The sequence below is a fragment of the Eubacterium sp. 3_1_31 genome (genome assembly GCF_964249515.1).
In the GTDB taxonomy this organism is placed as follows: Bacteria; Bacillota_I; Bacilli_A; order Erysipelotrichales; family Erysipelotrichaceae; genus Longicatena; species Longicatena caecimuris.
The window spans coordinates 55835-71853 of record NZ_CAXUBY010000014.1 but is presented as its reverse complement, the minus strand read 5'-3'; the positions used below and the strand labels follow the sequence as shown (position 1 = coordinate 71853).

At 37.9% G+C, this 16019-nt stretch carries 13 protein-coding genes; 1 reads left to right on the top strand and 12 read right to left on the bottom strand.

Annotated features, from left to right (window positions below; all coding sequences use genetic code 11):
- From ACESSZ_RS07680 to ACESSZ_RS07625, 12 genes are all read right to left on the bottom strand, one after another.
- A partial coding sequence (locus tag ACESSZ_RS07680; RefSeq protein WP_499842728.1) for a transposase occupies nucleotides 1-432 on the bottom strand: 432 nt, incomplete at its 3' end.
- A 43-nt stretch (nucleotides 433-475) separates the two neighbouring features.
- Nucleotides 476-751 (bottom strand): DUF1016 N-terminal domain-containing protein, encoded by a 276-nt coding sequence (locus tag ACESSZ_RS07675; RefSeq protein WP_331866833.1) that lies wholly within the window; start codon nucleotides 749-751, stop codon nucleotides 476-478.
- Between the two features lie 421 nt (nucleotides 752-1172).
- Nucleotides 1173-2654 carry a lysine--tRNA ligase gene (lysS, locus tag ACESSZ_RS07670; protein ID WP_008691001.1) on the bottom strand — a complete coding sequence of 494 codons (1482 nt, stop codon included), beginning with the start codon at nucleotides 2652-2654 and terminating at the stop codon, nucleotides 1173-1175.
- Between the two features lie 386 nt (nucleotides 2655-3040).
- Nucleotides 3041-3847 (bottom strand): LytTR family transcriptional regulator, encoded by an 807-nt coding sequence (locus ACESSZ_RS07665; RefSeq protein WP_008691000.1) that lies wholly within the window; start codon nucleotides 3845-3847, stop codon nucleotides 3041-3043.
- A 235-nt stretch (nucleotides 3848-4082) separates the two neighbouring features.
- Nucleotides 4083-5099, bottom strand: coding sequence for a tRNA dihydrouridine synthase DusB (gene dusB / locus ACESSZ_RS07660; RefSeq protein ID WP_331866834.1), 1017 nt, complete (start codon nucleotides 5097-5099; stop codon nucleotides 4083-4085).
- Nucleotides 5089-5976, bottom strand: coding sequence for an Hsp33 family molecular chaperone HslO (gene hslO / locus ACESSZ_RS07655; protein WP_008690998.1), 888 nt, complete (start codon nucleotides 5974-5976; stop codon nucleotides 5089-5091). The genes dusB and hslO overlap by 11 nt, the downstream gene beginning before the upstream one ends.
- A 178-nt stretch (nucleotides 5977-6154) precedes the next feature.
- Nucleotides 6155-7489, bottom strand: coding sequence for an MATE family efflux transporter (locus ACESSZ_RS07650; RefSeq protein WP_008690997.1), 1335 nt, complete (start codon nucleotides 7487-7489; stop codon nucleotides 6155-6157).
- 77 nt (nucleotides 7490-7566) lie between these two features.
- Nucleotides 7567-8328 (bottom strand): helix-turn-helix transcriptional regulator, encoded by a 762-nt coding sequence (locus ACESSZ_RS07645; RefSeq protein ID WP_008690996.1) that lies wholly within the window; start codon nucleotides 8326-8328, stop codon nucleotides 7567-7569.
- Nucleotides 8329-8608: 280 nt separating this feature from the next.
- Nucleotides 8609-10642 carry an ATP-dependent zinc metalloprotease FtsH gene (gene ftsH, locus ACESSZ_RS07640; RefSeq protein ID WP_008977847.1) on the bottom strand — a complete coding sequence of 678 codons (2034 nt, stop codon included), beginning with the start codon at nucleotides 10640-10642 and terminating at the stop codon, nucleotides 8609-8611.
- A 20-nt stretch (nucleotides 10643-10662) separates the two neighbouring features.
- Complete coding sequence (hpt, locus tag ACESSZ_RS07635) at nucleotides 10663-11202, bottom strand: hypoxanthine phosphoribosyltransferase (protein ID WP_008690987.1); 540 nt, start codon at nucleotides 11200-11202, stop codon at nucleotides 10663-10665.
- Between the two features lie 27 nt (nucleotides 11203-11229).
- Nucleotides 11230-12450 (bottom strand): tRNA lysidine(34) synthetase TilS, encoded by a 1221-nt coding sequence (tilS, locus tag ACESSZ_RS07630; protein WP_008690986.1) that lies wholly within the window; start codon nucleotides 12448-12450, stop codon nucleotides 11230-11232.
- Between the two features lie 149 nt (nucleotides 12451-12599).
- Nucleotides 12600-14477: a SpoIIE family protein phosphatase gene (locus ACESSZ_RS07625; protein WP_008690985.1), complete on the bottom strand. Its 1878-nt coding sequence runs from the start codon at nucleotides 14475-14477 to the stop codon at nucleotides 12600-12602.
- Between the two features lie 168 nt (nucleotides 14478-14645).
- On the opposite strand from ACESSZ_RS07625, the gene ACESSZ_RS07620 reads away from it, so the two are divergent.
- Nucleotides 14646-16010 (top strand): MATE family efflux transporter, encoded by a 1365-nt coding sequence (locus ACESSZ_RS07620; protein WP_008690984.1) that lies wholly within the window; start codon nucleotides 14646-14648, stop codon nucleotides 16008-16010.
- Nucleotides 16011-16019: the final 9 nt, after the last annotated feature.

The window sequence follows — 16019 nt, the reverse complement described above, 5'->3', positions numbered from 1 at the left end:
ATTTTTATCTTCAAGATATTTAATCTTTTCCTCTGGTGTCATATCTTTATAATCTTTATTTACAATGTTTTTCTTTGACATAGTTGGAGGCCTTCCTTTTTTCCTCTCTACTATAACATATCCATTCTCTTTATACGACTTAATCCAATTAAATAATATACCATCTGAAGATAGTCCATACTCAATTGCAGTGGACATAATCGTGCGATGTTGATGTAAGACTTTGTTTATGATTTCTTCTTTTAATAAAGGAGAGTAGTGCCTATTCTTATCTTTCCTTAGAATATCTTCACCATGTTTATCTATTAGTTTTATCATGTAATATATATTACCCTTAAGAACAGAATATTCTTTTGACAATGATTTTAAGTTTTCTCCTTGCTTTCTTCTTTTATATATTTCTATTTTTTGTTCTCTTGTAAGTTTTGACATTTAAAAATGAACCCCTTTCATTTGATTGTCCAAACTTTGGGGTTCATTTCATTTTTGTGTATCCTTTACCATACTCATTTGTAAGTTCTTTTGATAATTTTCTAATAAGTGTTGTCCCATATTCAGCACGATCTTCACCTTTTAGTTCTTCTTCTGCTATTCTATAACCTATCAACCAATTTCTATAAACTAAAGCAGTATTGATCGCTTGGTATGCCTGTTTCTGAGATAATTCAATTATGTTTTTTAAATCTGATACAATATCTTCTGTCTTTTCTGCTTTAATAAGTTGATTAATATCCATTAAATTATTATCCATTTTTCTCATCAACCTTTCTTTAGTTATTTACTTACTCCGAATACATCTCTCAATAGAGTATATCAACACGCTTGTGTTTTAGTTTTATATTAAAAGGCACTTTTTCACATGTGTATTCACTCATACTTTTCATTCCTAAAAAATTCGAATTTACCTATATTTCTTATTATAGCACGATGACATTTTTAATACCACAGCACTAGAAATTAATCTTAATTTCAAATAAAAATGACCAATTATACATAATGATAACTGGCCATTCTCACGACTTTTTTACGACTTTTCACGGAAAAATCGTGTTTTTAGATAAAAAATCTTCGCTTTTTATATGCGTTTATATACTACCTGTATGATACCAAAAACCCTTTCGTTATCGGCTTTTTAGCGTTGTATGCTATGTGTATGGTAGTTGTACGAACTCTTACTTATTCTTCATATGCGGAAACAACAACACCTCACGGATCGTTGTCTGCCCAGTCAGCAACATCACAAAGCGGTCAATACCCAAACCAACACCGCCTGTAGGAGGCAACCCATATTCCAACGCCTCTACATAATCCGTATCCATTTCATTCGCTTCATCATCCCCAAGATCACGCAGCTTTAACTGATTTTCAAAACGCTCTCTTTGATCAATTGGATCATTCAACTCAGAGAAAGCATTCGCATATTCATGTCCATCAATGAACAATTCATAACGATCCGCAAAACGTGGATCCTGTGCATTCTTCTTTGCTAATGGAGAAATTGATGTTGGATGTCCATAGATGTAAGTAGGCTGAATCAATGTTTCTTCAACATATTTCTCAAAGAATAAGTTGATGATGTGACCAACACTGTTATGCTTCTTTTCTACTTCAATATCATGTTCCTTCGCAATCTCACAAGCTTCCTCAAAGCTCATTTCTTTCCAGAAATCTACACCACAAGCTTCTTTGATTGCATCTACCATATGCAAACGTTTGAAAGGTGCTTTTAAAGAAATAGCTTTTTCATTATAAGTAATCTCGGTTGTGCCTAATACCTCATTTGCGACATAATCAAATAAACCTTCAATCAAATCCATCATACCATTCAAATCAGAGTAAGCAACATAAGCCTCCACTGTTGTAAATTCTGGATTATGTGTTGCGTCCATTCCTTCATTACGGAATAAACGGCCAATTTCATATACACCCTCTAAACCACCGACAATCAATCGCTTTAATGGTAATTCTGTTGCGATACGCAAATAGAAAGGCATATCTAAAGTATTGTGATGTGTAATGAATGGTCTTGCGGCTGCTCCACCTAAAATTGGCTGCAATACCGGTGTTTCCACTTCCATCAACCCTTTACCATCTAAGTAACGCTGAATCGCACGGATGATTCTTGGTCGTGTTACGGCAATGCGCTTGCTTTCCTCATTCATAATCAAGTCAACATAACGTCTTCTGAATCGTTCTTCCTTATCCTGAAGACCGTGGAACTTTTCAGGTAATGGACGCAATGCTTTTGTTAGATGAGTATACACTTCCGCCTTAACAGAAAGCTCGCCATGATTGGTTTTCATGACTTTACCCTCAATACCAACAATATCACCTAAATCTGATTTCTTGAATACTTCGTAAGCTTCTTCGCCAATAACATCCTTACGTACATAAATCTGAATTTGTCCATCAATATCTTGAATGTGCATAAAACCGGCTTTTCCTTGTCTGCGCTTTGTCATGATACGACCGGCAACTTTTACCGTCACATTCTTTTCTTCTAGCTCTTCCTTTGTACAGCCTTCATATTCTGCACGAATCTGTCCACTTTTGTGTGTTCTTTCATACGCTTGTCCAAATGGCTCAATACCCATTTCTTTGAGTTCTTCCATTTTTTGTCGACGAATTTTTTCCTGTTCCGTTAACTTTTCCATTTTTTACGCTCCTTATCCATTAAAAAAACTCTCTTCCGCATAGGGACGAGAGTTAACATCGTGGTACCACCCTAATTTATCAGCCGGTTTCCCTAACTGACCTTAGTGACTTTCTTTAAGTCCATCTTTAACGCAGATGTAACGTCCTGTTGGAAGGCTCCAAGTCTTTATTTCAGCTATTGTATCACTATCCCTTTCCAGCTTAGCGGGACTCTCTGTCAGTTACTCAATAACCTACTCTCTCTTCATCGCCTATTACGTTTATGATTATATAGAGAATGCATTTGTTTGTCAAATGATTTTCGATGAAAAACGCCTAAACAATACCAATCCAAAGCATTTGCAATACGTAATGTGGATGATATTAAATAGACGATATATATAATCTATCTTTGGAGATAACGTTTCAATTCCATATACCGTTCTTTCGATATTGGTAATTCTGTGGCAGAATATTTCAATTTCGCCCGATATCTTTGAATACTGTCAATTTGCATACAATTTACCAGATAGCTTTTATGAATACGATGGAACACCTCCGGTAATTTCTTTTCAAAATCAGCTAACAATCCCCAAACTTCAAAGCTTTCATTTTTTGTATACACTATAGTACATTGTCCCGCTGCTTTTAAATATAAAATCTCAGAAGGCAATAAATAACGATAATGTTTTTCTCTATCTCGGAAAGAAAGGCGTTTTAGATTGGTATTCATCAATGCCAATTGTTTTAAATAAGCAAAGAATTCTGTATCCTCCGTAAATGGTTCTTCTATTAAACCCGCTTGACTTAAAGGAATATCCTGTGCATGTGAGCTATGGATGTGTACAAGTGATAGTTCCCCTTTTATCAGTTTCCAGATAAACGTGCAACGAACATGTGCATAGATACTGTTATCATCCTCTAATGCCGCCATGATCTTATAGCGACCATAAACAACCCAAACACCGCGTTCATGAAACAAAAGATGATATTCTTCATCGGATACTATGGCAGCTGGTTCATGCAATTCTTTCTCCGTTATTCGTTTGAATTCATCAGATCCTTTGGACCATTGAAAATCATTAGGCCCGATATACATAAAGTCATCACTCATTAGATGCGTTGTTTTTATGATATCTCTATCATAAAAGCCGCGAACGACTTCCTGTGTTTTTTGAATGATCGTTTCTTCTTTATACATTGTTCTTGGCATACGCATCCTCCTTCAAATTATAATGTCATTATAACAGGTACGTCACAAAACAACAAGCAATTCCAAGGGAAAATTTCTTAATTATTATGTGATAATTATATGATATAAAGATGAAAGATCAAATAAAAAGAACTCCTTTTTTGGTGTATTCCAAATTTTAGAGTTCTTATTATTAAACAACTTTTCCTTATTATCGAAGTGCCCCCTACATATGGAAACACTTCGCCTAAAACAGCTATCGTTGGGATGGCACATAACTATCTATATATTCTTGATATACTTTTTCATATGCACATAAAATTTCTTCCATCTGCGCATATGTATCCATCTTTGTCAAACTGTCTTTTAACTGATGACTTTTTGGTAAACCTTTAACATACCATGCAGCATGTCCACGCATTTCCCGCATCCCCACATGTTCACCCTTTAAATCACAGAGGCGTTTTGCATGAAGTCTTGCCATGATAAATTTTTCATTCACACTGACCGGTGGCAGCTTTTCTCCGGTAGCCAAATATATCGCAATTTCTTTGATCAGCCATGGATCACCTAATACACCACGACCTACCATGATCGCATCACAACCAGTCGTATCCAACATCCGCTTGGCATCTTCACTACTGCGTATATCACCATTTCCCATAACCGGAATAGAAACAGCTTGTTTGACAGCTTTGATATATTGCCAATCAGCTTTGCCTTCATACATTTGTTTCCGTGTTCTGCCATGCACAGCCAAAGCAGACACACCAACAGATGCTAACCCTTTTGCTAGTTCGACACAATTGATGCTATCCATATCCCAGCCTATACGCATCTTAACAGTAACCGGTTTTTTTACACTATCGACAACTGCTTTCGTCATTGTAACCGCATGATCAATATCCTTCATTAAGGCACTGCCGGCATTGGATTTGATTATTTTATTCACCGGACATCCCATATTGATATCTATGATATCACAATCACTTTTCTCATCCAGTAACTTAGCGGCATAGACCATCGTTTCAATATCATGTCCAAAGATTTGCATGGTCAAAGGATGTTCTTCTTTTTCAACTGCTGTCATATGCAATGTTTTTTCATTTTCATAATATAACGCCTTATCACTTACCATTTCCGTATAAATCAATCCTGCGCCAAATTGTTTGCAAATCACACGGAAAGCCGGATTACTGATACCAGCCATAGGTGCAATAACAACTTGATTGGGTATGGTGATATCGCGTATCTTCCACGATTTATCTTGCATAACGTTCTATGAATCCTTCCAAATCACGCAACTCCTGTTCATTGAAATAATATTTTTCATTACAGAAATTGCAGGTAATCTCGCAACCATGATCTTCTTCAATCAGCTTCTTACGCTCTTCTTTTGACAATGTTACTAATACCCGTTTCATAGTCGCTCGATCACAATGACAGCGAAATGCTATTTCCTGACTAGATAAGATTGTTGCATCATCAAACAATGAAGTAAGAATATCCTCTAAACTTTCCCCTTCATTGATTAATTTTGAAATAGGTTCCATATGCGCTATGATGTTTTCTACTTTTACAATATCTTCTTCCTCTGCATCTGGCATCATTTGAATGATCATGCCGCCGGCAGCCTGAATAGCATTATCTGGATTTACAAGTACGCCTACAGATACTGCGGATGGTGTCTGTTCACTGGCCGTAAAATAATATGCAAAGTCATCACCGATTTCTCCACTTTGTAAAGCGACAGTGCCACTCCAGTTTTCTTTCATATTCAAATCTTTGATAACTTCTAAATAACCTTCTTTTCCTACCGCTGTACCTACAGCAAGTTTTCCTGTATCGTTATATTGCAACATGATATGTGGATCGGATACAAAGCCGCGGACATGTCCATCACTGTATGCATCAACTAAAATGGTTCCAATAGGACCGCCGCCATTTATACGAATGGTCAATTGTTCTTTATCACTCTTCAGCATACTTCCCATCATGGAACCAACACTTAGTGTACGCCCTAAAGCCGCAGCACTGGTTGGCCATAAATCAAATCGCTTGCGAGCCTCCTCAACTAAAGCGGTAGAGGAACATATATAAATTCGCACATGTTCATTACATGCTAATGCTTTTATTAAATAGTCTTTCATTTTCCTTCACTCCTTGAATTTGCACCTGTAGTATACCATAATCATTAACAAAAAGAAAAGGAAGTGATAACACTTCGCTTATTACATAACACTTTCTTTCATGAAGATCTTCCAAATGCTACCGTCTGTTATAGTTCCCTTATCTTAAATATAGTTTCATATCCAATATGTTTTCTCTTTAGATCAACATACGCTCTTTTTTCTTAAGGTCCCGGTAAAAGAATATAAAGAGAAAAGGTCCCATCAATGACCAGGCAATTGGCTCCGCAAAACATACACCGGTATAGCCGCTAAAAGGTATCAAAGCAAAGGTTGCAATAATCTTAACGCCCATTTCAATACAGCTGGATACAATCGGACTTCGCCCATTGCCAAGCCCCTGCAAACCATTACGATAAATAAATAAGATAGCAAGGATGAAATAAAATACACTGCTGATTCTGGTATAATAAGCCGCTAGTGAAACAACCTGTGTCTGTTGCTTATTGACAAGGAAGCCAATAAAGAAATCAATGCATGTAAAGGATAATAAGATGACGATACCTACCCAACCAAAGCTTATCCATACACTTTTTTTCATACCTTCTCGGATTCGATGATACTGTTTAGCACCTAAGTTTTGTGAAACAAAGGTTGTAACAGCAATGGCAATGGAAATCAGTGGCTGCATAAACATCTCCACAATTTTGCGCGCTGCCACATGTGCCGCAATGGTCATTTCTCCCAGACTGTTCACTGCACTCTGTAAGACTACTGAACCGATGGATACGATGGAATTCATAAGCCCCATGGAAATCCCCATAGACATTTGTTTTAGAAAAACTTCTCTTTCTACATGACATTCTTCTTTTTTCAAGAAAAACATTGGATATTTCTTTCTCATATACAGGAAGCATAATACTACACTTAACAACTGTGCCAGTACGGTGGCATAGCCAGCTCCATTGATGCCTAAATGCAATTGAGCAATAAAAAGATAATCTAAGGCGATGTTGGTTAAAGAGGCAATGATGAGAAAATATAATGGTGTCTTACTATCACCAATTGAGCGTAACATACTTGCCATCATATTATATGCCATAGTAATAAACAATCCCATAAATATGATAGTTAAATACCCATCTGCCATCGAAAGAATACTTTTCGGTGTCTGAAGTAAGGAAAGAATTGGTGTCTTTAAAAGCATCGCGGCAAGCACGATAATCACCACACTGGACATACATAACAATATACATCCATAAGTTGCCATTTTCATGCCTTCCTGATCCCTAGCTCCGTAATACTGTGCTATCAATATTGATACTCCCATAGATACACCACTTACCAGACCAATGACCAAACCGGATAAGGAAGCAGTAGCTCCCATAGCAGCTAAGGCACGTACCCCTAAAATCTGTCCTACCATCATCGTATCTGCCATAGTATAAAATTGCTGAAAGATATTTCCCAAAAGGACCGGAACAGCAAAACTCAACAACAATTTCATAACATTCCCTTGTGTCATATTCTTCATAGCATCACCTCGCATTTACGCATTATTCTAACATAAATTAACTTGCGAAACAATGACTTTTATACGCATCCCCTTGATCATATACAGATAGGGATATGTGTTAAAAGGAAGCGTATCAAAAAGGGATAATCGTTTTCTGCCAACAATAGCATCACGGTTTTCATCGCTGTACTATCTAAATAACAATCTTGTTTATTCGCCAAGAGAAGCATCGTATCACCAAAAGCGTGCGTTCCGATTGTCAGATGCCCATAAGCAACGATACCAAAGCTTACTTCAAAGCCAATGGAAATAACCCCGATACTATACATGCCAATAGCTAAAGTACCAACACTGATATAGCCTATAGCTAGCGCTCCTAAAGCATACACTCCGATTGCCAACACACCTAAACAAAAAAGGAAGCCAAAGCTTAATAGGCCAAAAGATAAAATACCAAAGCTCATCATGCCAAGCGATATCACCCCCACAGCTGTATTACCGATGGCAATGATGCCTTTCGCTATTCGTCGTTTTCCATTTCTGTTCCTTCCCAAACCAAGTTGAACAGCAAGCAAAGGAATCCCAAATACTTTGCAGGAAGAAGTATATTCACAACCTTTAAAAAAAGTACTTTTATCCTTACCCATACGCTGCTTAATTGGCATGCTATTCTCACTTATTTCCTCTGGGATGTGCAAAAGCTTAATCAACTTTGCCATTTGCTCTTCATTTGCTTTACCTAATCCAAGTTCCCATCTTCTGATGGTCCATGGTGTTACATTACATAATAAAGCAAGTTCTTCATAACTCAGTTTTTGTGCAATACGATAAGCCCTTAATCTTTTCTTAAATGCCATCCATTTCCCTCCTTTTCTATCAAGGAAACACATAACTCCTATTTCATTAAATAAAGCACTACGATTTACACGCTTATTTCATATCTGTTTTAAAGAGTATCATTTAAGTTTTACAACCTATGGCTATTGATAGTAACTATAAAATAAACCTTATTCATTTATCATGATACTAGCATAAATGATCGATTAGGAACAGCCTTTTGCGATCCTTATCCTATCCTCTTATTTGTTTTCACCCTTATGAATAAGGAAAGGAAGCCAATGATTTGGCTTCCCATTGTTATTCTTCACTGTCGTGTTTCGTTAATTCTTTTAACGCTTCTTCAAAACTCTTCTGCGCTTTTTGTTTTTCTTCTTCTCGCTTCAAAGAGGTTTCATTATCTTCTGCTTCCTGCGTTGGATTTTCAGCTTCCGCCTGAGCTTGCGCAGAACGTTCTTCTTCTCTTTCTGCTTCTATACGGGCTTGTTCTTTCCGCTGTTCCTGTTCCGGAGAAGTCAATTTACCATAAGTCATTAAATTATTAATCTGCTCACTTGTAATGGTTTCTTCTTCAATCAGATTTTCCGCAATCAATGTTAACAGATCTTTATTGTCCTCAATCAGTTTCTTTGCCTGATCATAACACTCATTAATAATCTTCCGGATTTCCTTATCAATTTCATAAGCAATCTCTCCGGAATAATTACTTCCGCTGCCATAATCTCTTCCTAAGAAAACATTTCCTGTACCATCATCATATTGAATAGGTCCAAGGGAAGACATACCCCAACTTCTTACCATTGCTTTCGCAATCTTTGTCGCCTTTTGAATATCATTGCTAGCGCCGGCAGAAATTTCATTAAACATGACTTCTTCGGCCACACGACCACCCATTAATCCAGTAATCTGGCTCATAAAATCAGCTTTTGTCGGGAACAATTTTTCTTCCTTCGGTGTCATGAGGTTATAGCCACCGGCTTCTCCACGTGGAATAATCGTTACTTTTTCTACCTTATCGGCATCCTCAAGTTTCAGACCAATTACCGCATGCCCTGCCTCATGATAAGCTACCAGACGTTTCTCTTTCTCCGTATACTTCTTTGATTTCTTCGCCGGACCCATCATTACACGGTCGATAGCTTCATCTAAATCTTCCATCGTAATCATCTTACGTTTATCACGAACGGCCAAAATGGCACCTTCATTTAACACGTTTTCCAAATCCGCACCAGAGAATCCCGGAGTACGTTTCGCCAAAGACTCCAAAGAAATATCCTTTGCCAATTTCTTATTGCGGGCATGTACCTTTAAGATTTCATAACGGCCTTTCTTATCCGGAAGATTAACCGTAATCTGGCGGTCAAAACGTCCGCTTCGTAATAAGGCAGGATCTAAGACATCCGGGCGATTCGTTGCAGCAATAATGACAATACCTTTATTTTCACCCATACCATCCATCTCTACCAACAGCTGGTTTAAGGTTTGTTCACGTTCATCGTTTCCACCGCCCATACCGGCTCCACGCTGGCGTCCAACCGCATCAATTTCATCAATAAAGACGATACATGGTGCGTGTTGCTGAGCTTTTTTAAACATGTCGCGCACACGGCTAGCACCGGTACCGACAAACATTTCCACAAAGTCAGATCCACTGATTGAGAAGAAAGGCACATCTGCTTCTCCGGCCACCGCTTTCGCCAACAAAGTCTTACCGGTACCCGGAGGACCAACCATCAGCATCCCCTTAGGAATACGAGCACCCATATCGGTAAAGCGTTTTGGGTCTTTCAGGTAATCAATGATTTCCTTCACTTCTTCTTTTTCTTCATCACATCCGGCAACATCCTTAAAACGCACTTTAATGCTGCTTTCTATCTTCGCCCTGGATTTACTAAATTCAAAGGCCTTGTTATTGCCTCCTGCATTCATACGAGAGAACAGGAAGATTGCTGCTCCACCAAGAATCAAGAAAGGCAATACGCTTTTAAGGAAAACTTCTAATACACTTTCCTTATTTGCATCTAATACATTCACTTTTGTCTTCTTATTCTTTTCAAATAATTCACTCAGCCATTTTACATTGTCATCCGTGCGTGGCACACTGACTGTAAAACTCTTCGTGCTATCGCCATTCTGATAGGTTCCTCTGACTCCGATGACGGTAGTACCCATAGACATATTGACTTCTTTAAATGATAAATTTTCAGCTTGCGCCGCAAATTCATTATAATTGAACTCTTTTGTGTTACTACCATTTCCAAATGTAATCAGAAGGACCATAATAGAAATAACAAGAATATAAGGCAACAGACTTATTACCTTTTTATTGTTCATATGATACGCCTCCTTTTTGCTTATTCATAGATTTCGCGTTTTAAAACTCCAATGTATGGCAGATTGCGATACTTCTGGTCATAATCTAAACCATATCCAATGACAAATTCATTTGGAATGGCAAATCCTACATATTCTGCCTCTATATCAACAACACGACGATCCGGTTTGTCAAGCAATGATACAACCTTCACATCCTTGGCACCCTTATTCATCAATGTACGTTTTACTTCCTTTAATGTTCTGCCGGTATCGACGATATCTTCAACTAACAGAATGGATAATCCTTGTACGGAACAATCCAAATCCTTATCTATACGAATATCTCCTACAGACTTTGTCCCCTGATAACTGGATACATCCATAAAATCTATTTGAATATCTAAATCAATATGCTTAATAATTTCCGCCATGAAGGGAACGCTTCCTTTTAATAAGCCTACGACATAAGGAACCTCATTCAAAGCTTTATAATCACTCGTAATCTTTGCGCCGAGTTCTGCACATTTATGAATGATTTCATCCTGTGAAACCAATACCTTTTCTACAACTTCATGCATCGTTATTCCTCCTAATACAGCTATAAACTATTTTACCACAAATATGCTTGGATTGTTAGAGAAATGTGCAATATCACAACCGATTTGCGGTACTAAAATCACATTTCCCTGTGCGTTGACAACAACCGGCCAACATTTTCTTTCCCAAGAAGGAATTTTGCGATCAATAAACCAACGATGCACCTTTTTTCTACCCAACCGCAATACGATAGCATCGCCTTCTTGTACATTACGAATCGTAATTGGAAAATCCTGCGGATATAAGGTTAGCGCCTCACAGCTCTTTCCTGTTAAGCTAGTATGAAAATAAGGTGTATGCAAACATGCTACTTCATGCAGTACATAGGCATAGGATGGCATATCTTTCACATGAATATGCACAATGCCATATTCCTTACTCATACAATAGCGTTTTCCGATATCACTTGTCCAATTATTTGCCTTAAAAAGCAGGCCTGCCAATTGATCTAACAGCTTTTCTGATACATGTTCTTTGCATTCTTGATAAATCCATGTACGTAAAACTTGTTTACGAAAATTTTCATCAAGCTCGCATAAAGCTGCCACATCATACTGCCAAACTGCTAAAAAAGCCTTTGTCTTCTCTAATACCTGTTGTGCTTTATTATTCTTCTCTGCTATTTCAGCCGCCAGCTCTTCCTTTTCCTTACGGCTCATATGATCAATATAAGAATGACGAATCCGATTCCTTGTATAATCATCTGTAAAGTTACTTTCATCAAAGCCATACGGAACTTGATGTTCAATACAATATGCTAATAATTCCTGTTTGGTATAGGATAATAGTGGACGCAGAACCTTACAATCATATAATACCGTTTCTTCTTGAATCCCATAATACACACCCTTAGAACCTCTTTCCATCTGCATCAGATACGTTTCTAAGTGATCATCTAAATGATGTGCCAACAAGATGGCATCACCATGATATTTTTCAAGTAATTCGTGATAGAAATGATAACGTTCTGCTCTGGCAAATGCCTGAAAGTTTCCCTTGCATGGTTTCTTCTGCCTTTTTACATAACATGGGATTTCATACCTTTGGCAATAATTAACCACCAGCTCTTCATCACGGAATGCACTTTCGCGTTTCTGATAATTCATATGTGCCACAAGAAAAGACAGACCATAAGATCTGCACATATCTAATAATGCCATAGAATCCGGACCGCCGCTGACACCAATGACATATACGTGTTGTTGCGAAAGATTGGCTAAACTTTTCATATGCGTATTATATACTAAAGCCTATGAAAATCAAGGTTTTTCATTGATTTCACATGAACTTCACATCGGTATACAGAAAAATGTCGTTTAAAAAAAGACTGCGTACATACAGTCTTACCTACTTACACAATGCAAAGCGTATATCATGATCATGCCCCTATCTGTGCGTTTGCCTTACATACTTTTATAGCGATTAAGGTGGAATCGTCTTTTCTTCGTTGACGTGATAAAGTATCGCTAAAGGCGGCAACATCTTCTTTTAAATCTTCTTTTTTACGCTGTGAAAGCCATGCACTTACCTCACTGCGGGTAATGCCATCAGAGATCATTAAGAATTCATCACCTTCTTGCAAGGCTACTTCGAAGCAATCTGGTTCTATAGCCGATATGATTCCTACCGGCAAGGCATTACCATTGATTTCATGCAGATGCTCATCACGTAATAAGAATGTTGGACATGCGGCTGATTTCGAAATATATGCCATCCCGCTGGAGCGATTGATGCAGATTACATCCAAGGTCGCATAGGTGTCACTTTGAATCAATTTGTTGATACAGCGAATGGCACTATCCTGTGGTATGCCACTGATGATCATACGCTGAAATAAACTGGTAATCAAACGAGAACTGCGTGCTGCATTTTCACCATTTCCCATACCATCACTGATCATACAAATCATACTTTGGCGAAAACGGAAGATTGAGTAACTATCGCCATTTCCGGTATAAGAATTACGGATACTATCGCCATATGCCTCTATATCAAAAGGTAAGGCATCTGCAAATAAGATGGAAAACCCTCGGACAAAACGTTTCTTTTGAACTTCTAAGACTTGCAGTTTACGATGTAACAAAGTTTCCAATAATGGCTGCAAGGTCATATGAATTTCCCCTCGCCGTAAATTGCCGACTTCCAGATGTAATTGCAAACTGCCATCACTGCTTTCCTCTATATGTAAAGTTTCTACGCTGAATTGATAACCCTCTAAGGCTTTTTGTAATTGTTCATAGCGTTTCCCTTCTAACGGTATCTTCTGAATCTCTTCTGCATTATATTGCAATGCATTTGCCATATTTAATAGTAATTCAGCCCCCGTCTGATGAATGCCCTCATAATACTCTGCCAGTGATTGAAAGATACCGGCATAATTTTGCATCTGTCTACGCAATAGATTATCATTCCCCCTATAAGGAAGCATTGTTTCCTTTGTTTCCAAGTATAACAAGGGAATATACTCCACACGCAGGATGAGTACAGATAAGATTGCAACACCAAGATAAGCATAAGTAAACATTGTCGAAGGAAGGAAAAAATAACTTAGGATAAGGATAAAACAACACAAAGCTTTTTTATCTTTAAAGATCATGCAGATTCCTAATACTAAGAATAGCGCCTCTTCATGAATGGGTAATAAAAATAAAATTCCTAAAAGTGCTGCAGCACTTTCCCGTGTACAGATAATAGTGATTAACAAATACGCAAAAAGAAGTATTGGTGTGTAATATAATGGCATACTGGCAGCTAACACCAGGGCGATACTCATAAGCATTGCGCCATACATGCTTTCAGTAAGGGCATAGCGTTTCTGTGTCCAGCCATATTGTGAACATGTTTGATACATCAGAATACCGCCAATCATTGGTTCAATCATAGCTTTCGGGGTTATGTTAAATTGCCGTATCGCATAAGGAATCAATACCAAACCTATCACAAAGGGAATCCATTGATAAAGATTACGATTCAAGATTTTCACTATGTACAACAAAACAAAAAACAACGAAAATCCTAATGCATAAAAATATGCCGTGAGAATATCTTTCTGTAATGCCAATAACAGTATGAAAAACACGCTGATACAGGCCTCTTTATTACTACGTAAATAAGAATATGCTACAAATAAAAAAATGATGAGCGGAGATACCACCGTGTCGCTGATACCTATGTAAATCGCTAAAATACCACAAACAATATCACTGGGACGCAAAAGCGCTTTCCCCCTTGTTTTCTTAATGACTGCCTTTTCCAACCGAAACCACCTCTTTCATGACACGATTATAAAAGTGTTTTCTCAAGGATTCTGTCAGTTTTTGTCTTATCTTTACATAATCACCACAAGATATACTGAACATGTGAAACCATCTGTCATTTCTTGTTGTTTTCTGATAAAATAATCTTGTTTTGAAAGGGGATCTATATGATAAATCGTCGTGTTTTTTTATCTACGATGCTGACCATCGGTCTGCCCATCATCATTCAACAGATCATATCGTTAAGTTTGAATATGATTGATACCTTCATGATCGGGAGTGTCGGTGTTGCCGAATTAGCTGCTGTGGGAGCTGCTAATAAAGTTTATTTTATCTTTTCTACTATCTGTTTTGGTATTTATAGCGGTGCTAGTATTTTTGTGTCGCAATATTGGGGGATTCATGATGTGAAAAACATCCGAAAGGTCATCGCTATTCAAATGCGGATTGGTTTTATCCTATCCGTATTCACCTGTATCACTGCTTTTTTATTTGCCCCTGGCATCTTAAGACTCTTCGTAAGAGATGCACACGCCATTCAAATAGGCGCACAATATCTACGGATTACCTGCTTCACCTATATTATGACTGCCTTTTCTTTTTTAATGAGTTTTAACTCGCGTGCCATTCATAACCTGCGCATACCAACTATTGCAACGATTATTGCCATAACGATTAATACCATTCTTAATTATGGTTTAATATATGGTAATTTCTATATGCCTCAATTAGGTGCCCAGGGAGCGGCGATAGCTACCCTCATTGCCCGCTTAATTGAAATGGTCTTTATCCTAACTTACGTATACACCAGTAAGGAGCATCCTTTAGCCGCAGATTTATTTACGATTACACATTTGGATCATGAATTATTAAAACGTGTTGTGAAAACGGCTCTGCCGGTAGCGGCAAGTGAAAGTGCTTGGAGCGTAGGTACAACGGTCTGCTTCATGGCTTATGGATTATTGGGCACCAGTGCTGTGGCAGTTGTACAAGTGGCGAGTGTTATTAATGATTTATTCCAATGCGTATTCTTTGGTTTAGGCAATGCCTGTGCTGTCATGATCGGAAATGAATTAGGACGCCAACGTAGTGATCTTGCCTATACCTATGGAAAAATCTTTATTCTGATGAATCTGGGATTCTGTCTGACCATGAGTATTCTGCTATATGCCAGTCGTGCTATGATCGTAGATATTTATAACTATGATGAAGCTACGAGTCGTTTATTAGATGCGACCATCATCGCCTTTGCGCTTTATAATACCCCGAAGATGATGTCCTATGTGCATATCTGCGGTATTCTTCGAGCAGGTGGCGATACCCGCTTTTGTATGGCATGTGATGTCATCGGCATTTGGTGTATTGCGATACCGCTGGCATTCCTAGGCGCAGCCGTATGGAAACTTCCACTTCCTTTGGTCGTAGCATTATCCTTTAGTGATGAAATTGTCAAAGCGCTCATCACTTTATGGCGTTTCCATTCAAAAAAATGGATTCATATCTTAATACAGACCAGCGAATCCCTGATGTGATCCCAAAAG